The organism is Bacillus sp. FSL W8-1143, from assembly GCF_037965155.1.
GTDB classification, from domain to species: domain Bacteria; phylum Bacillota; class Bacilli; order Bacillales; family Bacillaceae; genus Bacillus; species Bacillus pumilus.
In genome coordinates this window covers 2,097,106-2,120,235 of sequence record NZ_CP150182.1, presented here as the reverse complement: position 1 = coordinate 2,120,235, position 23,130 = coordinate 2,097,106, and the positions used below count along the sequence as shown (strand labels likewise).

General features: G+C 41.3%; 25 protein-coding genes, 1 pseudogene and 2 riboswitches. Of the genes and pseudogenes, 22 read left to right on the top strand and 4 right to left on the bottom strand.

The features are described 5' to 3' along the window. Positions 1-10: 10 nt before the first annotated feature. Positions 11-1,273: an MFS transporter gene (locus NSQ36_RS10580; protein ID WP_339205661.1), complete on the bottom strand. Its 1,263-nt coding sequence runs from the start codon at positions 1,271-1,273 to the stop codon at positions 11-13. A 250-nt stretch (positions 1,274-1,523) separates the two neighbouring features. On the opposite strand from NSQ36_RS10580, the gene NSQ36_RS10575 reads away from it, so the two are divergent. From NSQ36_RS10575 to NSQ36_RS10545, 7 genes and pseudogenes are all read left to right on the top strand, one after another. Then, positions 1,524-2,105 (top strand): TetR/AcrR family transcriptional regulator, encoded by a 582-nt coding sequence (locus tag NSQ36_RS10575; protein WP_106032594.1) that lies wholly within the window; start codon positions 1,524-1,526, stop codon positions 2,103-2,105. Positions 2,106-2,314: 209 nt separating this feature from the next. After that, positions 2,315-2,548, top strand: coding sequence for a DUF2164 domain-containing protein (locus NSQ36_RS10570; RefSeq protein WP_050943822.1), 234 nt, complete (start codon positions 2,315-2,317; stop codon positions 2,546-2,548). 224 nt (positions 2,549-2,772) lie between these two features. Further along, positions 2,773-3,117, top strand: a complete 345-nt coding sequence (locus NSQ36_RS10565; RefSeq protein ID WP_003215701.1) for a hypothetical protein — start codon at positions 2,773-2,775, stop codon at positions 3,115-3,117. A gap of 105 nt (positions 3,118-3,222) precedes the next feature. Beyond that, positions 3,223-3,364, top strand: a riboswitch (FMN riboswitch). A 254-nt stretch (positions 3,365-3,618) separates the two neighbouring features. Beyond that, complete coding sequence (gene ribE / locus NSQ36_RS10560) at positions 3,619-4,269, top strand: riboflavin synthase (RefSeq protein WP_321999314.1); 651 nt, start codon at positions 3,619-3,621, stop codon at positions 4,267-4,269. Between the two features lie 11 nt (positions 4,270-4,280). Beyond that, positions 4,281-4,859, top strand: a pseudogene (ribB, locus tag NSQ36_RS10555) (3,4-dihydroxy-2-butanone-4-phosphate synthase); the annotation flags it as partial. 75 nt (positions 4,860-4,934) lie between these two features. Beyond that, positions 4,935-5,399, top strand: coding sequence for a 6,7-dimethyl-8-ribityllumazine synthase (ribE, locus tag NSQ36_RS10550; RefSeq protein WP_339205657.1), 465 nt, complete (start codon positions 4,935-4,937; stop codon positions 5,397-5,399). A 113-nt stretch (positions 5,400-5,512) separates the two neighbouring features. Then, positions 5,513-5,866 (top strand): GNAT family N-acetyltransferase, encoded by a 354-nt coding sequence (locus NSQ36_RS10545; RefSeq protein WP_003215830.1) that lies wholly within the window; start codon positions 5,513-5,515, stop codon positions 5,864-5,866. A gap of 24 nt (positions 5,867-5,890) precedes the next feature. On the opposite strand, the gene NSQ36_RS10540 is transcribed toward NSQ36_RS10545, so the two are convergent. Continuing rightward, positions 5,891-6,415 carry a DUF309 domain-containing protein gene (locus tag NSQ36_RS10540; protein WP_251190360.1) on the bottom strand — a complete coding sequence of 175 codons (525 nt, stop codon included), beginning with the start codon at positions 6,413-6,415 and terminating at the stop codon, positions 5,891-5,893. Positions 6,416-6,502: 87 nt separating this feature from the next. Further along, positions 6,503-6,595, bottom strand: a complete 93-nt coding sequence (locus NSQ36_RS10535) for a YjcZ family sporulation protein (protein ID WP_012010430.1) — start codon at positions 6,593-6,595, stop codon at positions 6,503-6,505. Between the two features lie 208 nt (positions 6,596-6,803). Here NSQ36_RS10535 and NSQ36_RS10530 point away from each other — a divergent pair, with 208 nt between their 5' ends. The 15 genes from NSQ36_RS10530 (at position 6,804) to NSQ36_RS10460 (ending at position 21,022) form a co-directional block, all read left to right on the top strand. Beyond that, complete coding sequence (locus tag NSQ36_RS10530; protein WP_050943826.1) at positions 6,804-7,562, top strand: segregation/condensation protein A; 759 nt, start codon at positions 6,804-6,806, stop codon at positions 7,560-7,562. Then, the gene (scpB, locus tag NSQ36_RS10525) at positions 7,552-8,145 is read left to right on the top strand and encodes an SMC-Scp complex subunit ScpB (protein ID WP_034661126.1); all 594 of its coding nucleotides are present in this window, start codon (positions 7,552-7,554) and stop codon (positions 8,143-8,145) included. Before NSQ36_RS10530 ends, scpB begins: the two co-directional genes overlap by 11 nt. A gap of 113 nt (positions 8,146-8,258) precedes the next feature. Continuing rightward, the gene (locus NSQ36_RS10520) at positions 8,259-8,738 is read left to right on the top strand and encodes a YpuI family protein (protein ID WP_003215803.1); all 480 of its coding nucleotides are present in this window, start codon (positions 8,259-8,261) and stop codon (positions 8,736-8,738) included. A gap of 312 nt (positions 8,739-9,050) precedes the next feature. Further along, positions 9,051-10,202 (top strand): D-alanyl-D-alanine carboxypeptidase family protein, encoded by a 1,152-nt coding sequence (locus NSQ36_RS10515; protein ID WP_106028747.1) that lies wholly within the window; start codon positions 9,051-9,053, stop codon positions 10,200-10,202. Then, positions 10,190-10,777 (top strand): nucleoside recognition domain-containing protein, encoded by a 588-nt coding sequence (locus NSQ36_RS10510; RefSeq protein WP_003215919.1) that lies wholly within the window; start codon positions 10,190-10,192, stop codon positions 10,775-10,777. Before NSQ36_RS10515 ends, NSQ36_RS10510 begins: the two co-directional genes overlap by 13 nt. A 4-nt stretch (positions 10,778-10,781) precedes the next feature. Further along, the gene (locus NSQ36_RS10505) at positions 10,782-11,318 is read left to right on the top strand and encodes a spore maturation protein (protein ID WP_003216139.1); all 537 of its coding nucleotides are present in this window, start codon (positions 10,782-10,784) and stop codon (positions 11,316-11,318) included. A gap of 137 nt (positions 11,319-11,455) precedes the next feature. Then, positions 11,456-12,190 carry a 23S rRNA pseudouridine(2605) synthase RluB gene (gene rluB, locus NSQ36_RS10500; RefSeq protein WP_034620508.1) on the top strand — a complete coding sequence of 245 codons (735 nt, stop codon included), beginning with the start codon at positions 11,456-11,458 and terminating at the stop codon, positions 12,188-12,190. Between the two features lie 90 nt (positions 12,191-12,280). Beyond that, the gene (locus NSQ36_RS10495; RefSeq protein WP_106065519.1) at positions 12,281-12,811 is read left to right on the top strand and encodes a thiol-disulfide oxidoreductase ResA; all 531 of its coding nucleotides are present in this window, start codon (positions 12,281-12,283) and stop codon (positions 12,809-12,811) included. Between the two features lies 1 nt (position 12,812). Next, positions 12,813-14,492, top strand: a complete 1,680-nt coding sequence (locus tag NSQ36_RS10490) for a cytochrome c biogenesis protein ResB (protein ID WP_003215850.1) — start codon at positions 12,813-12,815, stop codon at positions 14,490-14,492. After that, positions 14,476-15,654: a c-type cytochrome biogenesis protein CcsB gene (ccsB, locus tag NSQ36_RS10485; protein WP_339205653.1), complete on the top strand. Its 1,179-nt coding sequence runs from the start codon at positions 14,476-14,478 to the stop codon at positions 15,652-15,654. Before NSQ36_RS10490 ends, ccsB begins: the two co-directional genes overlap by 17 nt. Positions 15,655-15,741: 87 nt before the next feature. Beyond that, on the top strand, positions 15,742-16,464 hold the full coding sequence (locus tag NSQ36_RS10480; RefSeq protein WP_003215596.1) for a response regulator transcription factor: 723 nt from the start codon (positions 15,742-15,744) through the stop codon (positions 16,462-16,464). Beyond that, complete coding sequence (locus NSQ36_RS10475; protein ID WP_003216141.1) at positions 16,461-18,242, top strand: ATP-binding protein; 1,782 nt, start codon at positions 16,461-16,463, stop codon at positions 18,240-18,242. Before NSQ36_RS10480 ends, NSQ36_RS10475 begins: the two co-directional genes overlap by 4 nt. Positions 18,243-18,647: 405 nt before the next feature. After that, on the top strand, positions 18,648-19,256 hold the full coding sequence (gene sigX, locus NSQ36_RS10470) for an RNA polymerase sigma factor SigX (RefSeq protein ID WP_003215976.1): 609 nt from the start codon (positions 18,648-18,650) through the stop codon (positions 19,254-19,256). Beyond that, positions 19,168-20,277: a sigma X negative regulator gene (locus NSQ36_RS10465; protein ID WP_339205650.1), complete on the top strand. Its 1,110-nt coding sequence runs from the start codon at positions 19,168-19,170 to the stop codon at positions 20,275-20,277. The genes sigX and NSQ36_RS10465 overlap by 89 nt, the downstream gene beginning before the upstream one ends. 100 nt (positions 20,278-20,377) lie before the next feature. Next, complete coding sequence (locus NSQ36_RS10460) at positions 20,378-21,022, top strand: M23 family metallopeptidase (RefSeq protein WP_226803640.1); 645 nt, start codon at positions 20,378-20,380, stop codon at positions 21,020-21,022. Between the two features lie 35 nt (positions 21,023-21,057). On the opposite strand, the gene serA is transcribed toward NSQ36_RS10460, so the two are convergent. Further along, positions 21,058-22,632, bottom strand: a complete 1,575-nt coding sequence (gene serA, locus NSQ36_RS10455; RefSeq protein WP_339205648.1) for a phosphoglycerate dehydrogenase — start codon at positions 22,630-22,632, stop codon at positions 21,058-21,060. Positions 22,633-22,919: 287 nt separating this feature from the next. Further along, positions 22,920-23,051: riboswitch (FMN riboswitch) on the top strand. Positions 23,052-23,130: the final 79 nt, after the last annotated feature.

Below are 23,130 nucleotides of genomic sequence, written 5' to 3'. Positions count from 1 at the left end.
CGGTGTTTTTTTATTTTAAATCTGATTTTACGGTTATTTGTTCCGTGAGGCGGTAGGTGATGAACCAATATAAAAGGGCAATAGCGCTAACAGAGGCGCCAAATAAACATACTCCGCTCCAGCCATTGTTTGCGTATATGCTAGTGGAAGCAATGGAACCAGTCGCACTGCCGATGGAGTAAAAAATCATATAAGCAGCAGTGAGCCGGCTTCTCGCCTCAGGCAGCACTGTGAAAATCATACTTTGGTTGGTCACATGTACGGCCTGCACAGATAGGTCAAGAATAATAATACCGATGATTAATAAAATGAGTGAATATTCAGTGAAAAAGATAAAAAACCATGAAACGAATAATAGGACAAGGGCTATACAAGTTGTTAATTGTCCTAAGCCTCGATCAGCAAGGCTTCCTGCCCGAGTAGCGCCTAATGCTCCGGCAACTCCAGCAAGACCAAATGCACCGATCGCCGTATGTGAAAGATTGTGTGGCGAGCTGCTGAGAGGCAGCACGAGCGAAGTCCACAACGTACCAAACACGATAAAGATCAGAAAACCCAGTATGCCTCGGATGCGCAGAATTTGTTCTTGTCTGAACAATGTAAACATTGAAGCAAGCAGCTTCATATAGGATATTGACGCTTTCTCGCTATCAGCCCGCGGGAGATACCGGTATAACACGGAGGTTATGATGAGCATCATAACGGCAGACACGAGATAGACTGACCTCCAGCCGGCGAGATCGGTTAGTACACCAGCAAACGTTCGTGCGAGAAGAATACCAATCACAATGCCACTTTGAACCAAGCCCACGATACGGCCTCGTTCTTCAGGAGCAGCCCATGTCGCTACGAACGCTACGAGTACCTGAGTGACCACAGCAAGCATGCCGACGGAAGCCAGCCCTATAAACAGGACGGTGGCAGTAGGGGCGATGCCGACTAGAATCAGAGATAACACGGATACTAGCATCTGAGCCATGATGAGCCGCCTTTGATTGAACAGGTCACCAAGTGGTACGATCAGTAGCAGTCCTAGTGCATAACAAAGCTGAGTAATCGTAATGACAATGCCAATGGATGAATAGGTGATGCCAAACTCGGATGCGAGGGAGTCTAATAACGGTTGTGCAAAGTATATGTTTGCAACTGCCATCCCGCAGGCTGACGCAAAAAGCAGAGCCATATAGCGAGTCATCGCTTGCTTCGGTTTGTTTTGTAAATGAGCCGTTTCCAAATCAAGATGTTCTATGGAAATGATTTTTTCTTTCACCATGCATGTCGTCGTCTCCTTTTGTACTAAAAAGTATAATATACTGATCAGTATATTATAATTCCTGTTAAGGATAACCAACAAAACATTTTAAAGTCAATACTTTCATCTTGAAAGAGGAAGGAAATTTGACAATCATACGTCGATAAAATAAAATTATAATGTACCGATTGGTAATCAAATAGACAATAATATCAAAAAATAGATACCTGACTTTGTGAAGAAATTTTAATGTTGAAATGAGGAATTGCTGATGGTTCGACAACGGGAATTTGACAAGGAAAAAGCGTTGGATGAGGCAATGGTGCTTTTTTGGGAAAAGGGGTATAGGGCCACTACATTAAGCGATTTGACTGAAAAAATGGGAATACAGCGGCCAAGTTTATACTCAGCGTTTGGAGATAAAGAGGAATTATTTGAGGCCGCATTACGCAAATACACAAAGCAGCATGCTGCCCATATTCGAACAAAACTTCAAAACAAACTTTCTGTCAAGGAAGCATTTCATACATTATTTGCAGATTTAGTAGAAGAGGAATATAGAGATGGTCCGAGTAAAGGGTGTTTTTGCATCAATACAATAGTGGAGCTTGCGCCACACGAAGAGAAATTTGAAATTCTGACAAGAGAGCATCAGATGTATCTTTCCGTCATTTTCGAAGAAAGAATTGTTCAAGGTATTCGCTCGGGTGAGCTCAAAAGCAGCCTGAATGCTAAAGCTTTAGCACAAACACTGGTCGTTTCTTTCATAGGACTGACCGTCCTCATGAAATCTCGTCCAGAACGTTCATTTGTAGATCATTCTGTAGCGACGATACTTTCCATATTAAAATAATGACAACATGCTATGGCATCCTCCTTCAATAAGAGTGATAGCGTATTTTGAACTAAATATCAAAATACGCTTTTTCTTTTAGGACAGTGGTGGACAAAATTCGATTTTGTGATATGATAAGAGAACAAACATTCGTATTTGTGGGTGTCGCCACATTGTCAGTACAAATCTAAAAAGCGTGGTCATGCTGAAAGAAAGCAGGAGATAATTTGAAACCATTAACAAAAGAAGAAAAAGATCAAATGATGATTGCCATTCAGCGTTACTTTGCCGAAGAACGAGAAGAAGAAATTGGTGAATTAGCAGCCATCAATATACTAGAATTTATCACAAAAAACCTTGGAAGCTACTATTATAATCAAGGGGTTCGTGACAGCCGGAACATCGCTGTTCAGAGATCGCAATTGTTAGAGGAAGATTTATTTGCACTCGAAAAAAGATGATCATCAATAATGTGCGCCTTGCTAACTGATAAAGAGGAAAGAGACCCCCTTAATAAAGAACGCATATTCGTATCATATGTAATGATGAAAAGGTGGAACCAAAGGTCCATCTCAATCGTTATATAAGTAACCATTAATGGAAATCAGCTTTTTTGGTTTTATTTCATCAAAAGAAGGAATAAAACATACAAATAGGCGAAGTGCAGATGATGGAGGTTCTAAATATGGGGAAAATTAAATTGAAAATGGCCATCTTATTTGTTTTACTGCTTTGTTTAGGCGCAGGTTATTTATACATGAATGGCATGAAAATTGAAGATGTGCCAACAGCCATTGGTGAAAGCTTAACAAATAATGATAAAGATTATACCATCTATGAATATACCATTACGAAAATTGACGGAGATGAATATTACGGTCAAGCAAAAAACGGCACAAAAATCATTTTTAGTGGAAAGAAATTCGAAGATGATGTGGCCGACTTGAAGAAAGGTGATCGTATTAAAGCCTACTTTAGTAATGAAAAGAGAATAGATGGTCTTATAAAAGTAGTAAAAGTCGTTAATTAACAAGTCTCCTTTCCTATAAGGAGGCTTTTTTTGTGAGAAATCTTGATTGTTGCATTTGACAACAAGGATCGCTATAATAGCCCCTAAGGACAGCTAAATATCGATTGTATCCTTCGGGGCAGGGTGAAAATCCCGACCGACGGTAATAAAGCAAATGCTTTACAGCCCGTGACCCGTTAATTTATTAACGGTTGATTCAGTGAAAAGCTGAAGCCGACAGTGAAAGTCTGGATGGGAGAAGGATAAAGAAAGCTATGAACGAAAAATATTTGTCGATCATAGTTTTATTTCTGATGCAAAAAAGCCAAAGCCCCGGAATTTTTTCCGGGGCTTTCTGTATGTTCATGTAGTGAATAGACCGGCATGCAGTGTTTATTAGGTGATCCCTCATCTACCTTGTATGGACCATAAAAAGCGACGAAGGTGCTCAATCGATCACATGTCCCTAACATCGCTTTTTTAAAAAGTGAGAAATACAAATGAAAAGAAAGGGAGGATCACATGTTTACGGGGATAATTGAAGAAGTAGGTGCAGTTCAGTCATTAAGCAAAAAGTCAGCAGATGCCATAGAAATTGTCATTCAGTGCAGCCGTGTGCTAGAAGATGTTCACCTCGGAGACAGTATTGCGATCAATGGTGTATGTCTTACAGTCACAAGCTTTACAAAAGCACAGTTCGCAGCAGATGTGATGCCAGAAACGGTCAAAGCGACATCACTGGATCAGCTGACATCAGGCAGTCCAGTGAATTTAGAGCGGGCCATGTCCTCGAATGGACGATTCGGAGGTCATTTTGTCTCAGGCCATGTTGACGGGACGGCAGTCATTACCCGAATAGAAAAGAAAAGTAATGCCATTTACTATGATTTAGAGATGGACAAGACCCTCACAGATATGCTCACGCAAAAGGGTTCGATCGCAATAGATGGTGTCAGCTTAACCATTTTCGATTTGCAAGATTCACACGTCACAGTCTCTATTATTCCTCATACGCTTGAAGGAACTATTTTCCCGACTAAATCTATGGGAGAGATCGTGAATATAGAGTGTGACATGATCGGTAAATACATCTATCGCTTTTTAACAAAAGAACAAGGCGGAAAGCAGCCATCCCGATTGACCCCATCATTTTTAAAAGAGCACGGATTCTAGGAGGCGATTGTATGTATCATTTAGTAGAAGAAGCAGTAAACGCTCTGAAAGAAGGAGAAATCATTATCGTAGTGGATGATGAAGACAGAGAAAACGAAGGAGATTTTGTGGCACTTGCTGAGCATGCCACGCCTGAAGTGATTAACTTTATGGCTTTACATGGAAGAGGTCTCATTTGTACACCGGTCCATGCGTCGATTGCCAAACACCTGAACCTGCATCCAATGGTAGAACAAAATACAGATGCACACCATACAGCTTTTACAGTGAGCATCGATCATGTGACAACGACGACTGGTATTAGTGCTTTTGAGCGCTCTACGACCATGCTTGCCATGTTAAATAAAGACGCAACTCCAGAAGAATTTGCCCGCCCAGGTCATGTATTTCCGCTCATTGCAAAAGAAGGCGGCGTACTAGAAAGACCAGGTCATACAGAGGCGGCGGTAGATCTTGCGAAACTGGCAGGTTCAGAGCCAGCGGGTGTCATTTGTGAAATCATGAATGTAGATGGCTCAATGGCGCGTGTTCCAGAACTAAAAGAAATCCAAAAACAGCACGGTTTAAAGATGCTGACAATAGAAGCATTGCAAACCTATTTAAATAATAAAGAAACAGCAGCTATCGAAACAAAATAAAAAATCACAAAAAAGGATGATCAACATATGAATACAATACAAGGGCATGTAGTAGCAGAAGGATTAAAATTTGCAATTGTCGTCGCGAGATTTAATGATTTTATTACAAGTAAACTGCTTGACGGAGCAGAAGATACATTGCTCAGACACGGAGCAAACGGTGACAATATTGATGTCGTGTGGGTACCGGGTGCTTTTGAAATTCCGTACATGGCAAAAAAACTAGCTGAAACAGAGAAATATGATGCTGTCATTACACTTGGAACTGTAATCAGGGGCGCAACAACTCACTACGATTATGTTTGTAATGAAGCCGCTAAAGGAATTGCTCAAAGTGCCATGTCAACAGGGGTACCGATTATCTTTGGTGTACTAACAACAGAATCCATTGAACAAGCTATCGAAAGAGCCGGTACAAAAGCTGGAAATAAAGGCAGCGAATCGGCTGCAGCTGCCATTGAAATGGCGAATCTCAACCGTACCTTTCGTTAATTTAGTGAAAAAGAGTTTAAAAACGGTATAAAAATGTTTATAATGTGTGATGAGCAAATGATTCGTGAGACATTTGCTGGACATAAGGATAATTTGAATATTGAGGGGTATATATGTTAATTCGTTATAAGAGGTCTTTTGAAAAAATTGCCATGGGGCTACTCTCCTTCATGCCGGGTGAGAAAGACGTCAAACAGCTTCAGCAGACGATGAAGTCATATGAAATGGATGAAAATCGGCAGCTGTTCCTTTGGAAAGATGGCGAGGATATCGTAGGTGCTATTGGTGTGTTGAAAACAGACGACCAAGTACAAATCGAGCATATTAGTGTGAATCCATCCCATCGAGATCAAGGAATCGGCAAGGAAATGGTTTTAGCCGTGGAAGAGGTATTCAAAACCAAAACACTCATTCCAAATGAATTAACGCAAGGCTTCTTTCATAAGTGTCACAGCGAAACAAATTAAATATCACACATGTAAAAGCAGAGGCTACAGTCCTCTGCTTTTTTTACGTTCGATTTGCTTTTTTCGTTCAAGCAATACATCTGTCCGGTCACGCAGTCTATGTTTTTCGATCAAAAATGTGTGGGATAAGTTGCTCTCCTGGCCAAAGACCAGTCCTTCTTTTTGAGCCATTTCTTGGCATAGAGACAGGAGCGCTTCATCTTTAATCGGGAGCATCACACTTTCGTATGACATGTCTTCAGCCATTTTCTTCTTCAGCGTTCTCAGAAGTATGAGAAACGCCTCATCATCCAGACCGAGGTTCGATAATACGGGCCGGTTTGCTTCCAGCAAGTGGAGGCTATTTGAAATGAGCCGTTTTGCACCTTTTCCATTTCCCCGTCTTTGATGATACAAAGCAACGGCAAGCTGAATGAAGCCAACCCAATATTCTTTGCGCTGCTCAGGCGGGTCTTCCTTCCAATATTCCTCAAGAATTTCATGACACTCAAAATAATCTCTTGTCGTATGAAATTCATGTAAAAAAGCCACGTACGCTTCAGGATACACAGTGGTCATCTCCTTTTCCACTCTCAGTCTAACATATTGAAAAGAAAAGAAGAAAGAGCGCCCTTCGTGAAAGGACGCTCTGTTTCTTTAATAAACCCAAGCCGCGCCAACGATGATCAGCAAGATGAAAAGCACGACAATAAGCGCGAAACCTCCGCCAAAGTTATAGCCATCTCCCATAATGATACGGCCTCCTTTTTCATCAGTTCTGTTTACAATGGTATTCTATGTATAAATGCCCTGAGTGGTATGGGCGAAACCACTGTTTTTCTTATTTTGCCTAGGACATTATGGTCGAAATTATATTGGACGAGAGCTTTATCCTGTCTTATACTAAAGGTTAGCCGGTGAAACGGTACTTAGAAGACAGTAGAAATGGTGAGAAAAAATGCTGGAATATCAGGTGAAAATAGATTCGTTTGAAGGTCCATTGGACTTACTTTTACATTTAATCAACCGGTTGGAAATTGATATTTATGATATTCCCGTTGCTAAAATTACGGAGCAGTATTTATTATATGTCCATACCATGAGGGAGCTTGAACTTGATGTGGCAAGTGAATATTTGGTGATGGCTGCAACCCTCCTGAGTATTAAAAGCAGAATGCTCCTTCCGAAACAAGAGGAAGAGCTATTTGATGAAGACCTGCTTGAAGAGGAAGAGGACCCTCGAGAAGAGCTGATTGGCAAACTGATTGAATACCGAAAGTATAAAGATGCAGCACAAGAACTAAAGGAACGCGAGGAAGAAAGGCAAAATGCCTTTACAAAACCTCCAAGTGATTTAAGCGAATTTGCAAAAGAATCGGAAGCGAAGGACACAAACCTGCATGTCACGGTGTATGATATGTTAGGTGCGTTCCAAAAGGTATTGAACCGAAAGAAAATAACGAAACCAGCACCATCTAGGATTACAAGACAAGAAATCCCGATTGAAGACAAAATGAATGAGATTATGAACCATTTAAGAAAAACGAAAAAGCGGACCAATTTCATGACTCTATTTCAACATGATCAAAAGGAGCACCTTGTCGTGACGTTTCTTGCTGTTCTTGAATTGATGAAAGGTCATCAAATCATGTTAGAGCAGGAAGGAAACTTTGAAGACATTTATATTATAGGGAGTGAAACGATTCATGACGCTTGATATCGTGAATTGGAAAGCCATCATAGAAGCGCTGCTTTATGCAGCAGGTGACGAAGGCTTAACAAAAAAACAGCTCATGTCTGTTCTTGAAGTAGAAGAGGCAGCGTTACTCGATATGATGTCTGCCGTAAAGGAAGAGTATCAAAAACAAGAACGAGGAATTGAGCTCATTGAATATGCAGATTCATATATGCTGCTGACGAAAAAGGAATACAGCATTTATTTGAAAAAATTAGTCGAGACCCCATCCAAAGGTTTGTCTCAGGCAGCGCTTGAAGTACTCGCAATCGTTTCTTATAAACAGCCGATCACACGCAGTGAGGTAGAAGAAATCAGAGGAGTCAAATCAGAGCGGGTGCTCCATAGTTTAGTAGCCAAAGCGCTGCTCTGTGAAGTTGGACGTGCCGATGGCCCTGGGCGAGCAATTCTTTATGGGACAACACCTACCTTTTTAGAGCAGTTTGGCTTAAAGGCATTGGATGAATTACCGCCACTTCCAGAGAATGTGGAAGCAGATGGTGTACAAGAAGAAGCTGATCTATTTTTTGAAAACTTCAATCAAACATTTGAAGAGATAAAATAGTTCAAAAGAATGAAAAATGTATGATAAAATATAAAAAAGATTTTAGGTCTAACATCTATTGATGTCAGATAAAATGGTCATAAAGCCATGAGGGGAAGGTAAACACAAAACAAATGGCACATATGAATGTAAAGGCTCAAGTTGATCAAGCAGGCGTCTTTTTATCAAAGGTTGCAACTGAAATGAATGGTTTTCTGAACGAAGCTACCTTATCAAGTATGAAACGATTAAACCCTGAAGCGGAAGCCTATTATTGTGACATATTGAATACATTACGGAAGCTTGCAGTGTACAGCGAGGATGCAGCGGCAGTTTGCAGGAAAATCAGCCAGCAGCAGACATTCCCGCAGCAAGCCGCGCAGCAGACGCTTCACCGTATTTATCATCAATGTATTGAAGAGTTTTTCACGCCGAAAAAGGATACATGGTATGAAGACAGCCGTTCCGCATATACAGGAAAGAGCAGCATTGTTTTCCACCATGAAGTATCCGCTGAGATCAAACGATTATTTTCTTCATTAGAAAAAGATTTTTTAGCGATGAGAGAAGAGCTAGAATATACGACATCTCATCAGCAAATGAAAATGGTATAAGCAAGAGGAAGGAGCGTCTCTACATATAGAGACGCTCAGCGTGTAGACAAACCCTCGCATTCGTTGTCAGTCCTGCGTGCTGGTGCTCACGAATGTCAAATTCGCTCCGCGCCAGTACTCGTCCTTCCTAGACTGCAAAGGTTTTCTATCACGCTGAAAAGAAGACAAAGGGCTAAAATAAGGTTCATTTTAGCCCTTTGTCGACAATCTGAGCGTCTCTACATATAGAGACGCTTTTTTTTATGGACGAGGCATCATAACTTTTTCAGCCGCGCATACACTTGTACAAAACGGACAAGGACGTGAATGAACATGCCCTATTTAAAAATTGGAACAGCAGTCCTTCTTCTATTTACACTCTTACTGCCTTTTTCCTCACATGCCAAAGCAGATATGTCATTATCAGTGAGTGCAAGAAGCGCCATTTTAATAGATGGACAGTCAGGCAGAGTCCTATTTGGAAAGGACGAGCATGAAAAAAGAAGAATCGCCAGTATTACGAAAATTATGACGGCAGTATTAGCCATTGAATCAGGAAAAATGAAAGACACCGTCAAAGTATCAAAGCGCGCGATACAAGCAGAGGGCTCATCGATTTATTTAAAAGAAGGGCAGAAGGTGAGCCTAGAAGACTTGACATACGGGCTTATGCTGCGTTCTGGAAATGATGCAGCTGTTGCCATTGCAGAGCATGTGGGCGGCAGTTTAGAAGGATTTATTTTTATGATGAATCAAAAAGCGTCTGAACTAGGAATGGAGAATACGAATTTTCAAAATCCGCATGGACTCGATGATCATAAACATCATTATTCATCAGCCTATGACATGGCCATCTTAACAAAATACGCCATGGAGCATAAACAATATCAAAAAATTGCAGGCACGACTTTCTATAAAGCAAAAACGATGGAAGGCTATTGGAAAAATAAAAACAAGCTGGTCACCGGATTATACAAATATTCAACTGGTGGGAAAACGGGATATACGAAGCTTGCAAAACGCACACTTGTCTCTACAGCTGCCAAAGGGGATGCGGCACTGATCGCTGTGACCATTAATGCGCCAGATGATTGGAAGGATCATATCTCTATGTTTGAATATGCATTTGATCATTATAAAACGTACGTACTTGCTGAAAAAGGAAGACTCGCTTCATTAAAAGGAACCTTTTACGAAAAAAAAGCATTTATCAAACGTGATGTGGACTATTTTTTAAATGAAGATGAGAAAAAGCTAGTAGAAATTGAAACGGAAATGCTTACTCCTCAAAAGAAGTGGAAAAAAAACGCCGAGGCCATCCCTGATGTTGTAGGGAAAATGACGTTTTTATTAGATGGACAGGTGATCGAGCAAGTACCGATTTTTTATGAAAATAAACGAAATCGAATGCCTCAAAAAAGCTTCCAAGAAATGTTTAAGTCTGTCTTTCAGACATCTATAGGCGGATCTTCATGGTCAATCTAATTTGGGTATTCCTCACTGTCATCGGTCTTGTGTACGCGATGTTCAACGGAACGATGGAGGAAGTAAACGAAGCTGTATTTAAGGGATCAAAGGAAGCTGTGACCATTTCAATTGGTCTGATTAGTGTCCTCGTTTTTTGGCTCGGGCTGATGAAGATTGCAGAAGAGGCAGGCTTGTTACATTTCTTTAGTAAATTGTGCCGTCCCTTTATTTCAAAGCTATTTCCGGATATTCCGCCTAACCATCCTGCGATGGGATATATTTTGTCCAATCTGATGGCGAATTTCTTTGGTCTCGGGAATGCCGCTACACCGCTTGGGATTAAGGCAATGGAGCAGATGAAAGCATTAAACGGCGGGAAAAATGAAGCAAGCCGGTCCATGATTACATTTTTAGCGGTCAACACATCCTCTATCACACTCGTGCCAACAACCGTCATTGCAATTAGAATGACCTATGGTGCAGATCAGCCAACAGACATTGTAGGGCCAACCATTTTGGCGACACTCATTTCAGGCATTGGTGCCATTCTCATTGATCGCTATTTCCACTATCGCAGAAGCAGGCGGGGGTGATCTCGTGTCATTTATTAACTGGCTGTCACTTGCTTTGATCCCACTGATCATCGCAGGAATTTTAATTGCGGGAACCATTAAAAAGGTACCGACCTATGAAACATTTGTCGAGGGCGGGAAAGAAGGTATTCAAATTGCCTTTTCAATCATTCCTTATTTAGTCGGCATGCTCGTGGCCATTACGATATTCCGCGCGTCTGGTGCGCTTGATTTTGTCATGGGACTGTTAAAACCCGTGTTTACAGCGATCGGCTTCCCGGCAGAAGTGGTGCCGCTTGCGTTTATTCGTCCGATATCTGGCACAGCTGCACTCGGGATGACATCAGACCTCATTGCGACATATGGACCAGATTCATTTATCGGACAGCTCGCAGCTGTCATGCAAGGGTCAACTGATACCACTCTCTACATTTTAACGGTCTATTTTGGGGCAGTCGGTATAAAAAAAATGGGAGATGCGCTGAAAGTAGGTCTGTTAGCGGACCTCATTGGCATCATTGCATCTGTCATCATCGTCAGTTTGTTATTTAGCGGCGCCTAATGAGGCGCTTTTTTGTCTTTCAATGGATGGAAAATTGCTTTTTAGCTGAAATTAAACAGACGAATCGCTTATTTTTCCACGAATGCTTGTTTGTTTTAAGTCAAGCAAGTAAGATAGTACATGAGGTGAAAGACAAAATGGAACGTTTACAGAAAGTAATTGCACATGCCGGCGTCGCTTCTAGACGAAAGGCAGAAGAATTAATTAAAGAAGGACGAGTTACCGTTAATGGTCAAACAGTGACAGAGCTCGGAGTAAAAGTGGGCTCTTCAGATAAAATTGAAGTCAACGGATTAAAGCTTGAAAGAGAAGAACCGGTTTACTTTATGCTTTATAAACCGCGCGGCGTCATTTCAGCTGCCGAGGATGATAAAGGACGTAAGGTTGTCACAGATTTCTTTGATGACGTCCCGCAGCGCCTTTATCCAATCGGCCGCTTAGATTATGATACGAGCGGTTTGATTTTAATTACAAATGACGGGGAATTTGCCCATAAGCTCATGCATCCGAAATACGAAATTGATAAAACATATGCAGCGAAGCTAAAAGGCATCCCATCAAAGGAATTGCTTAGAAAGCTAGAAAAAGGGATTATGTTAGATCATAAAAAGACTGCACGTGCTCGTGCCAAGATGCTTTCTATCGATAAACGAAAGCAGACATCTATCGTTCAATTAACCATTCATGAAGGCAGAAACAGACAAGTGCGCCGCATGTTTGAAGCGATCGGTCATGATGTGTTAAAGCTAAAAAGAGAGCAATATGCGTTCCTTCATATTGAAGGCATGAGACCAGGAGACCGCAGAGAATTAACACCGCATGAAGTAAAGCGCCTGAGAGCAATTGCAGATCACGGGAAAAGCGCTTTTTAATTTTCACATAAACTTCAAAAAATGAAGAAGCATCAAAAGAAGGAGAATGCTATAATTTACCTGAATGTCTATGGGGAAGGGGTACTTCAGATGAAAAAAAGACGGTTTTTCATACGGACGGGCATTCTCCTCGTGATGCTTGCTGCACTATGTTATACCATGTATAACTCAGTATTTGCCAAACAGGATCGGGTCAAAGAAGGATCTATTGCGCCAAACTTTGTCCTTCAATCTGTGGATGGGGAACGGATTGAATTAAAGGACTTAAAAGGCAAAGGTGTCTTTCTTAATTTTTGGGGGACCTGGTGTGGTCCATGTAAACAAGAATTCCCTTACATGGCAAATCAATATGAAGTGTTCAAGGATCGCGGTGTGGAAATTGTTGCAGTCAATGTTGCAGAATCCAATATTGCCGTGAAAAATTTTATGGGATCTTATGGCGTGAATTTTCCTGTTGCCATGGACAAGGATCGTCAAGTAACAGAGGCATATGATATAGGACAACTACCAACCACGCTTCTAGTTAATCCTGAAGGCAAGGTAATCAAAGTCATAAAGGGAACCATGACAGAACGTCAAATCTATGATTATATGAATTTGATTAAACCAAAGGGGTCATAGAATGAAAGAGGTAAAATGCGAGTGTGGACATATTAATCCAATCGGTACTGTTTTATGTGAATCCTGCGGAAATCCTATTGCGGCTAAAGAGAAAAACTCTTCAAAGCTGCTTGATATGAGATATGACGGCAGTGCGAGACGCTCGCAAACATACAACAAAACGATTGTTGATAAAGTATGGAACTTTTTTTCTTCCGTTAAGGTGGGTGTGTGGCTGATTGTCATCACACTGCTTGCTTCCTCATTAGGAACGATTTTTCCGCAGGAGCGATTTATTCCGCCAGGTGCATCTGCTTCCACCTATTATGAAGAGCAATATGGGTCGTTTGGCAAGCTGTATTACACACTTGGATTCCATGATCTTTATAATTCTTGGTGGTTTTTAGCTTTAGTTGCATCCATCGGAATCTCCCTTGTCATTTGCAGTCTCGACCGGGTTATTCCTCTTTATCGAGCACTTAAAAACCAAGGGGTTATTAAAAAAGAAGGCTTTATGAGAAGACAGCGTCTGTTCAGTGAGACAGACAAAACGTTAGATCAGCATACATATGAAGGCATCAAGAAAGCAATGAAACAAAAGCGTTACCGCGTGAGAGAAGAAAACGGACATATTTTAGCGGAAAAAGGCCGCTTTTCACGCTGGGGCCCTTACGTCAATCACATTGGATTAATCATCTTTCTCATTGGATCAATGCTCCGGTTTGTCCCAGGCATGTATGTGGATGAAACGCTGTGGGTTAGAGAGGGTGAAACTGCCCCAATTCCAGGCACAGATGGTCAATATTTTTTGAAAAATAATGCGTTTTCAATTGACCGCTATGAAACTGGAAATGAAAAAGAAGTGTTTGAGAATGCGATTGAAAGAGCTGGCGACGGTCAAGTAGTGAAAAGTTATAAAACCGATGCCACTTTATACAAACGTGAAGGGGAAGTTGTGTTTGGTGAAAAGCCCAAGCTGAAGCAGGTATCAGAACATGATATTAAAGTGAACGAACCGCTCAAGTTTGATCATTTCTCATTATATCAAGTGGATTTTAAACAAAATGAACTCGATCAAATGGTCTTTCAGCTGATTCGTAAAGATACTGAAAAATCTTTCGGAACAGTGAAGATTAATCTGCTGGAGCCTAAGTCAGAATATGATCTTGGTAGCGGTTACAAAGTCAAAGTGATGAGCTATCTCCCTGATTTTTATTTTGACGATGATGGAACGCCGAGTACGAAAACAAGGAATCCGAATAATCCTGCTTTCGTGTTTGAAATGGTTTCTCCTGAAAAGCCTAAAGGTGAAAAAAGCTTTGTGGCGATTCAAGAGACAGTAGAGGGCTCTGATAATAACCTATATAAAATGAAGTTTGATCGAGTGGAAACGAAAAACGTCACGGGATTGACGGTGAGAAAAGATTTAACTCTTGGGGTGCTCATCGTAGGCGGGATCATCTTCATGATTGGTGTCGTGCAGGGGATGTATTGGCAGCATAGAAGAATTTGGCTGTCTGCAAAGGATGGAAAAGTATTTGTGGCAGGACACACAAACAAAAACTGGTTTGGGTTAAAGTCTGATCTTGGCGTGATCCTAAGTGACAGTGGCATCAAACAGCCAGTTGATCAAAAAGAACTGCCTGATACAACAAGTATCAGCAAAAGCAAGGGGGAAGGATTAGATGGCAGCAGTCAGTGAAAACCTGTTATTTGCAGCTTTTCTATTGTATTTAGCGGCAGTTCCTTTTTTTGGTGGTGCCATTAAAGGAAAAAAGAAAGTTGATGGACCGCGCAGAAATAAGGCGGCACTTATCGGTATTACGCTCACCATCATCGGTTTTTTAAGTCAATTTGGCTACTTTATTTCAAGGTGGATGGCGTCTGGTCATGCACCAGTCAGTAATTTGTTTGAATTCACAACGGCTTTCGGCATGATGCTTGTGCTCGCATTCATCATTTTATATTTTGTGTATCAAGTGTCGGTACTTGGTTTATTTACACTTCCAATCGCTTTATTGATTATTGCCTATGCAAGTATGTTCCCATCTGATATATCACCGCTAATTCCTTCATTACAAAGTAATTGGCTTTATATTCACGTGACAACAGCAGCACTAGGGCAAGCTATTTTAGCGATCAGCTTTGTGGCAGGTGTCATCTTCTTATTAAAACATGTCGATCAAACAAAACCAGGTAAGAAGACATTTGGTTTAGAGCTTGTCATGTTTATGATTGTTGTGACACTTGCATTTATCGCAGTCACGTCCATCTTTAGAATGACAGGATACGAAGCGAAATTTAATTGGGTCGATAAAAATAAAGAGGAAAGTGTGATGGTCTATGAGCTGCCAGCTCTAGTTGGACCTCATAAAGGAGAGCTTGTGACGCAAGATCGTTTGGAACCGTTTGTTGATTTGCCGCCTGTTTTTTCAGGAAGAAAGGTCAATACGGTGTTATGGTCATTCGGCACGGGGCTGATTTTGTATGGACTGATTCGCTTGGTCATTCGCAAACGACTGAGTGCTCTGCTTCAACCGCTCGTGAAACAGGTGAACCTAGATTTAGTCGATGAAATTGGATACAGAGCTGTTTCCATTGGTTTCCCTGTATTTGCGTTAGGCGGGCTCATTTTTGCAATGATCTGGGCGCAAATTGCATGGACTCGGTTCTGGGGCTGGGACCCGAAGGAAGTATGGGCATTAATTACGTTTCTCTTTTATGCAGCCTACCTTCATCTTCGCTTATCCAGGGGCTGGCATGGCGAAAAGTCCGCTTGGTTAGCTGTCATCGGATTCGCCATCATTATGTTTAATCTCATCTTTGTCAATCTTGTGATTGCAGGGCTTCATTCTTACGCGTAATCACATGAAAAAGGCCAACTTTTTATGAATCGATTCGGCTTTTTGTTAAAATGAATGTAACAACGGAGAAAGCAGGAGGATTGTCTAATGGAACACACAACTCAAACGAAAATATTAGTCGTAGATGATGAGGCAAGAATTCGCCGCCTTTTAAAAATGTATTTAGAGCGTGAAAATTATGAAATCGATGAAGCTGAAAATGGAGATGAGGCCATTCAAAAAGGACTCCAAACAGATTATGACCTCATTTTGCTCGATTTAATGATGCCTGGTACAGATGGGATCGAAGTGTGTAATCAAATTCGAGACAAAAAAGCGACCCCAATCATTATGCTGACGGCAAAAGGAGAAGAAGCCAACCGCGTGCAAGGGTTTGAAGCAGGTACGGATGACTACATCGTCAAACCTTTTAGCCCGCGTGAAGTTGTTTTACGTGTGAAAGCATTGCTCAGAAGATCTTCTCAAACGTCTTATCTCAATACTGGGACAACAACAAAAGACGTCCTTGTGTTTTCTCATCTTTCAATTGATCACGACGCGCATAGAGTGACAGCTGATGGCAAAGAAGTCAGTCTCACGCCGAAGGAATATGAGCTTTTATATTTCCTTGCGAAAACACCGGATAAGGTTTATGACAGAGAGAAGCTGTTAAAAGAAGTATGGCAGTATGAATTCTTTGGAGACTTGAGAACAGTCGATACCCACGTCAAACGACTTCGCGAAAAGCTGAATAAAGTGTCACCAGAAGCTGCGAAAAAAATCGTGACGGTATGGGGTGTCGGGTACAAATTTGAGGTCGGCGCTGAATGAAACTGTGGAAAAGTGTCGTTGGAAAGCTATGGTTAACCATTCTCTTCCTCGTCCTCATCGTTTTATCTATTTTAACCGTGCTTCTTTTAGAGTTCATTGAAAATTACCATGTAGAAGAAGCAAAGTCAGATTTAACGCAAATGGCAAATAAAGTGGCGGTCATTTTAGAAAGCCATGACGATCAATCACTCGCAAGGTCGATTACATCAGAGCTTGCTGACAAATTGACGAGTATTGCGATTATCCAAGAGGACGGGCTAGAGTGGTATTCGTCTGAAAAAGACGGGAAGCTTCCTGCGATTACAAAGAAACAAATTGAAGCAGACGGTGATTTGAATCAAGCACTAAAAGATCGTAAAAAAATCAGTAAACGTGCAGAACCAAATGCAGGCAATCATAAAGATGAACGAATAGTCGTCGGTGTTCCATTTGAGGCAAACGGAAAAAAAGGCATGGTCTTTCTTTCTCAATCATTACTCGCTGTAGAGCAAACAACAAAACATACGACGCGTTATATCTTCCTAGCAGCCGGAATTGCCATTGTTCTGACCACTATTTTCGCGTTCTTCTTATCAACACGTGTCACCTATCCTCTTAGAAAGATGAAAGAGGGAGCGCAGGATCTGGCGAAAGGGAAATTTGATACAAAGATTCCTATATTAACGCAAGACGAAATTGGAGAACTGGCCATCGCCTTTAACCAAATGGGCAAGCAGCTTAAATTTCATATCACAGCTTTAAATCAAGAAAAAGAGCATTTGTCCAATATTTTAAGCAGTATGGCTGATGGTGTCATCACCATCAATATTGATGGAACGATCCTCATGACGAATCCTCCTGCAGAACGATTCTTGCAGGCATGGTATTACGAGCAAAATATGAAGATCAAAGATGGAGATGAACTGCCTCCAGAAGCGCGAGAATTGTTTCATACAGCCGTCAGCACGGAAAAAGAGCAAATGATTGAAGTCACACTGCAAGGACGTACTTGGGTTCTTCTCATGTCTCCGCTTTATAATCAGCAGGACGTTAGGGGAGCAGTTGCGGTCCTTCGTGATATGACAGAGGAACGAAGACTTGATAAGCTGAGAAAAGACTTCATTGCCAATGTCAGTCATGAACTTCGTACTCCAATTGCTATGCTGCAAGGATATAGTGAGGCAATTGTAGATGATATTGCTGGCTCAGAAGAGGAAAAGAAAGAGATTGCGCAAATTATTTACGACGAATCACTTCGAATGGGGCGTCTTGTGAATGACCTTCTAGACCTAGCGAGAATGGAAGCTGGCCATATTACACTGAATCTTGAATCAACAGATACAGAAGAGCTGACCGAGAAGATTTACCGCAAGTTTCTTGGTATAGCAAAAGAAAAGCAAGTTGATCTCACATATGACATTCAAGTGGATGAACCTTACTTTGTACTCGATCCGGATAAAATTGAGCAGGTGTTTACGAATCTCATTGATAACGCCATTCGTCATACACCAGAGGGCGGAGAGGTTCACTTCTCGGTTCAATCGGTGGAAAGCGGTCTGAAAATGGATGTGAAAGATTCAGGAAGCGGAATCCCGGAAGAGGATTTGCCATTTATTTTCGAACGTTTCTATAAAGCGGATAAGGCAAGAACAAGAGGGCGTTCTGGTACTGGACTTGGTCTTGCGATTGTGAAGAATATCGTAGAAGCACATCAAGGCTCCATTCATGCACATAGCAAAGCGGGTACTGGTACACACTTTACCTTTTATATTCCGAGAAAAAAGCAGGAACTCGTCTAATCCTGACGAAGAATCTTGTTACATGAGAAACACTTCTTTTCGAAAGAAAAAGAAGTGTCAGCGTGTAGACAAACCCTCGCATTCGTTGTCAGGTCTGCGCGCTGGTGCTCACGAATGTTCAATTCGCTCCGCGCCAGTGCTCGCCCTTCCTAGACTTCAAAGGTTTTCTATCACGCTGAAAAGAAGACAAAGTGCTAAAATAAACATCATTTTAGCACTTTGTCAACAATCTAACACTTCTTTTCGAAAGAAAAAGAAGTGTTTTTTTATTTTCATATTTTTAAGGAGAAGTTAAACAAAAAGCCCTTCCCAAATTGTCGAACTTGTAATATATTTGTCATAAAGTTGTAATGTAACGTTTTTTAAGAGTCACTCGACAAAAATAAGTGAACGGAGGGGTTTCCTATGCATGAAACCTTTCAAAAAATATATGATTCGTACCATCAAGATTTGTACCAGTTTTTATTTTATATGGTTAAAGATAAAAATCAGGCAGAGGATCTCGTTCAGGAGGTTTACATCCGGGTACTTCACTCATATAAAACTTTTGAAGGAAGAAGCAGCGAGAAAACATGGCTGTTTTCAATTGCAAGGCATGTGGCAATTGATTGGTTTCGCAAACAGCAAACCATTAGACAACGGGTACTCGGCACGTTTGATTGGGATAAGCAGGATGTAAAGGACCCAGACTTGCTCCCAGACGAACTGGCTGTACAGGATGAAAATGTGAAAGAAATCTATGCCGCACTTGATCAGTGCACGATTGATCAACGAGCTGTCATCATTTTAAGATTTATCCAGGGCTACTCAATCATGGAGACGGCAAAGGCGCTAAAGTTCTCGGAAAGCAAAGTCAAAACAACGCAGCACCGAGGCCTGAAAGTGCTCCGAAAACATATGGAGCTTTTGAAGGAGGAGCTAGTGAATGAAAACGAACAGGTCCGATTGGAGCGAAGAACGAATCAAGGTGTTACTAAGTCAGCTTCCAAAGGTGGAGGACAACCGTTCATCTAAGCAGATATACCAGCAGATGCTCATGGCAAGCGGGCAGAAAAAGAAAAGTGCCAAATGGATCGGTCCAGCGGTCGCAACCGTTGTGGTTTTATTTATGGCGTTTTTAATTTCTCCTCATTTATTTCAGCCAGCTGCTCAAGATCATCATCAGCAAATGAAAATGGACTCAAGTGCTGACAAAAGTCAGGTAAACGCCACATTAGAGGCGGTCAAACAGACTAATGGCCCCTCACACGTTGTGTCTCGTAAGCAGCAGCAAAAGTTTATGACCATAGCATACATAGATGAATCGACCTCTCAAGTGGTTCCGATTAGCATTGAAAAAGAGGATGAGTATGATCATTTGCAGGATATGGTGAACACTTATGAACAGGTGCAGCTGCCTGAAATGACAAAGCCTCTTCAATCTTATATGGATATGGTGGACCTTCGTGAAAAAGGAGATACACTTGTTTTTCAATTAAAAAGTGATTTGTCCCTTGATACGTTAAAAGAAGCCAGCAGGTTTAAAGATATGGTAAAAGAAACGCTAAAATGGAGCAAATATGAGCAGGTGCAAGTCAAGACAGCCAAAGGTTCTCACCTTCAAATAGGAGCAAATGGAAGCGTTGGAACAATATCGATTGAAAAACAAACAAAGCACGCTTATTATGTTTTAGAGAATAAGAGCGGGACTTTTTTGGTGCCTTCAAAAACGCATTATTCATCGTATGAAGATGCGGTAGAAGCTATGAAGCGTACAAGCGATGCAGGACTTGATCCATTAATTAAAGACGAACCGATTAAAGAAGTGACGTCTAAAGGAAAACATGTGACCATTACGTTTGGAGCATCAGCGCAATTATCGGACTCAAATGATCATATTTTACTCATTGAAGGTCTGCTGCTCTCAGCGAAAGATTTTGGTTTTACAGAGGTCACCATTCAACAGGCGGGAACAGATCAAGTTGGTCCGTATGAATTAGAAGAACCGATAGAGGTGCCGGCTCTGCCGAATCCAGTTGTCATAAAAGACCGTTAAAGGACGCGAGAAATTGCGTTCTTTTTTGATGTATAGAAAATAGCTTCCTTGCTGTATACTAAGCTGTCATAAAAAGAACCTCAAAGAAGGGGAGTCACTAATGAAAAGGTATTGCTTCATATGTGCCAGCTGTTTTTTGATGATCTTTTCACCTGTTGCTCATGCACAGGAAACAAGCGAATGGGTGGAGCCGATAAAAGGAGAAGTCACAGATTTGTTTGGGACAAGAGGCGGCTCGCACATGGGATTAGATATAGCTGCGCCAGAAGGAGAATCCATCTTTGCTGCAAGTGAAGGTGAGGTCTCGCGTTCGTATGTATCTGCTACATATGGCGAGGTTGTGTTTATCCAGCATCCAAATGGATATGAAACCGTCTATGCACATTTACACGAGCGTTTTGTTAAAAAGGGTGACCATATAGAAGCAGGACAGCCGATCGGCATTATCGGCAACACAGGGGCGTCTAGAGGCACTCATTTGCATTTTGAGGTGCACAGGGGGCATTGGTCAGTCAGCAAAGAAGATGCGGTGGATCCACTCACAATCATTGCAATGGATCGCTTCCAAGAGCCGGCCCTACATGTAAACGGACAAGAGAACAATACATATCTCATTAAACAAGGAGATACCCTTTGGTCGATTGCAAAAGCGCATGAGATGACTGTGGAACAATTGAAACAGATCAATGAGCTGACCACTCATCTCATCCGAACGGGAGATCGTTTAATGGTTTCAAAAAAATAAACCTCATGCATGTGCATGAGGTTTATCATGATTTTTTATAGGTCGATCAGACGGACAGAAAGTATATCGTGCACTTCGGTTAATTCTTTGACAATTTCGTCCTCAAGATGCTTGTCGAAAGAAAGCATCATGATGGCTTCGCCGCCTTTTTCTTTACGTCCTACCTGCATTGTCGCAATGTTGACATCGTGGTTGCCTAAAATTTGTCCAACCTTTCCAATTACACCAGGTGCATCAGTATGCTGGATGTAGACAAGGTGTCCATCTGGATAAAAATCAATATTAAATCCATTAATGGAAACAACGCGTTCTCCTAAATGCGGGATATAGGTTGCTTTTAGAGTAAAGGTTGAAAGGTCGCCTTTGACTTCAATAGAAATGCTGTTTTCGTAACCAGATTCACTGGAAGAAATCTTTTCACTAAAGCTAATGCCGCGTTCTTTTGCCACCATTCCAGCATTGACTTCATTTACAGTCGAATCAACACGCTCTTTTAAAAAGCCTGACAGAAGACTTTTTGTAATAAAGGATGTTTCGAGTTTTGAAATAGAGCCTTCGTAAGAGATGCCTACTTCTTTTACAGGTTCTCTCATTGATTGAGAGACAAGACGTCCGAGCTTTCCTGCAAACTGATGATAAGGCTGAATTTTTTTGAACTCGTCTTTTGTCATCGCTGGTAGGTTAATAGATGACATAACAGGGAGTCCTTTTGCAAATTGAAGTACTTCTTCAGATACTTGCGCCGCTACATTTAATTGTGCTTCCTTCGTCGATGCGCCAAGATGCGGAGTCGCAATGACGAGCGGATGGTCTACAAGCGGATTATCAGTAGGAGGTTCTACCTCAAATACATCGAGTGCAGCTCCTGCAACATGGCCGCTTTCAAGCGCTTCAAGAAGGTCACGCTCGTCAATAATACCACCGCGTGCACAGTTCACTAGGCGAACGCCTTTTTTCGTTTTTGCAATTGTTTCTTTATTGAGAAGTCCTCTTGTTTCTTTTGTTAACGGGGTATGTACAGTGATGATATCTGATACTTCGAGTACTTCATCAAGTGACTTGGCATTGACACCGATTTTTTCTGCGCGTTCCTTTGTCAGAAACGGGTCAAATACGTTGACTGTCATGCCAAATGCTCTTGCACGCTGGGCAATTTCGCTTCCGATTCTGCCAAGTCCAACAATCCCAAGAGATTTTCCATAAAGCTCTGCACCAACATAGGCACCTCTGTTCCATTCTTTTGATTTCACAGAAATGTTGGCTTGTGGAATATGACGCATGAGTGAAGAGATCATCGCAAATGTATGCTCAGCTGTGGAGATCGTATTACCGTTTGGTGCATTGATCACAATGACGCCATGCTTGGTTGCTTCATCAATATCAATATTGTCTACTCCCACACCGGCACGGCCGACAATTTTTAATGAAGTCATTTTTTCATAAAGCTCTTTGGTCACTTTCGTCGCACTTCTGACAAGTAAGGCATCAAATGTGTGTAATTCATCTTCTGCTTCTGTTACATTTTTTTGGACAATTTCAACAAAATCTGATTCTAAAAGTGGTAAAAGACCATCATTGCTCATCTTATCTGAGACTAATACTCGAAACATCGTAAGATTTCCTCCTAAAATAAACGTCATAAATATCTGATAATTTACCATATTCCTTTTCGCTGTGTCAATCAAATTAAAGCAGTAAAGCGAAAAAGAAAACACGAACATTTCTTAGTGTCTTTATAAAGAATGGACACCTTTAAACAAAAGATAACCAATTTTTTCGTATTTGTCATTATAATTTTTAAGTTTTTTGCGATTTCTTAAAACTGATGAAATTGCTCAGGATTTTTATCTGTACAAATGCTCATATATCATATATAATGATGTCGAATTGAATAATGATCAATCTTCGGGGCAGGGTGCAATTCCCTACCGGCGGTGATGAGCATAGTCTCTAAGCCCGCGAGCCTTTTTTGGCAGGATTCGGTGTGATTCCGAAGCCGACAGTATAGTCTGGATGGGAGAAGATGGAGGTTCGTAAACGTTGAAAACTTGGTTTTTCACACGTTTATTTGTCTAGCCTAAATTCCCCGCTCCTGTTTTCATGAGCGG

Coding starts and splice junctions, on each gene's coding strand:
- ribE (WP_321999314.1), top strand. CDS start 3,619: ATGTTTACGGGGATAATTGAAGAAGTAGGTGCAGTTCAGTCATTAAGC.
- ccsB (WP_339205653.1), top strand. CDS start 14,476: ATGGCAGCAGTCAGTGAAAACCTGTTATTTGCAGCTTTTCTATTGTAT.
- NSQ36_RS10465 (WP_339205650.1), top strand. CDS start 19,168: ATGAAAACGAACAGGTCCGATTGGAGCGAAGAACGAATCAAGGTGTTA.
- NSQ36_RS10480 (WP_003215596.1), top strand. CDS start 15,742: ATGGAACACACAACTCAAACGAAAATATTAGTCGTAGATGATGAGGCA.
- NSQ36_RS10545 (WP_003215830.1), top strand. CDS start 5,513: ATGTTAATTCGTTATAAGAGGTCTTTTGAAAAAATTGCCATGGGGCTA.
- serA (WP_339205648.1), bottom strand. CDS start 22,632: ATGTTTCGAGTATTAGTCTCAGATAAGATGAGCAATGATGGTCTTTTA.
- NSQ36_RS10530 (WP_050943826.1), top strand. CDS start 6,804: ATGCTGGAATATCAGGTGAAAATAGATTCGTTTGAAGGTCCATTGGAC.
- scpB (WP_034661126.1), top strand. CDS start 7,552: ATGACGCTTGATATCGTGAATTGGAAAGCCATCATAGAAGCGCTGCTT.
- NSQ36_RS10535 (WP_012010430.1), bottom strand. CDS start 6,595: ATGGGAGATGGCTATAACTTTGGCGGAGGTTTCGCGCTTATTGTCGTG.
- NSQ36_RS10580 (WP_339205661.1), bottom strand. CDS start 1,273: ATGGTGAAAGAAAAAATCATTTCCATAGAACATCTTGATTTGGAAACG.
- NSQ36_RS10575 (WP_106032594.1), top strand. CDS start 1,524: ATGGTTCGACAACGGGAATTTGACAAGGAAAAAGCGTTGGATGAGGCA.
- NSQ36_RS10495 (WP_106065519.1), top strand. CDS start 12,281: ATGAAAAAAAGACGGTTTTTCATACGGACGGGCATTCTCCTCGTGATG.
- NSQ36_RS10475 (WP_003216141.1), top strand. CDS start 16,461: ATGAAACTGTGGAAAAGTGTCGTTGGAAAGCTATGGTTAACCATTCTC.
- rluB (WP_034620508.1), top strand. CDS start 11,456: ATGGAACGTTTACAGAAAGTAATTGCACATGCCGGCGTCGCTTCTAGA.
- ribE (WP_339205657.1), top strand. CDS start 4,935: ATGAATACAATACAAGGGCATGTAGTAGCAGAAGGATTAAAATTTGCA.
- NSQ36_RS10515 (WP_106028747.1), top strand. CDS start 9,051: ATGCCCTATTTAAAAATTGGAACAGCAGTCCTTCTTCTATTTACACTC.
- sigX (WP_003215976.1), top strand. CDS start 18,648: ATGCATGAAACCTTTCAAAAAATATATGATTCGTACCATCAAGATTTG.
- NSQ36_RS10460 (WP_226803640.1), top strand. CDS start 20,378: ATGAAAAGGTATTGCTTCATATGTGCCAGCTGTTTTTTGATGATCTTT.
- NSQ36_RS10510 (WP_003215919.1), top strand. CDS start 10,190: ATGGTCAATCTAATTTGGGTATTCCTCACTGTCATCGGTCTTGTGTAC.
- NSQ36_RS10490 (WP_003215850.1), top strand. CDS start 12,813: ATGAAAGAGGTAAAATGCGAGTGTGGACATATTAATCCAATCGGTACT.
- NSQ36_RS10520 (WP_003215803.1), top strand. CDS start 8,259: ATGGCACATATGAATGTAAAGGCTCAAGTTGATCAAGCAGGCGTCTTT.
- NSQ36_RS10565 (WP_003215701.1), top strand. CDS start 2,773: ATGGGGAAAATTAAATTGAAAATGGCCATCTTATTTGTTTTACTGCTT.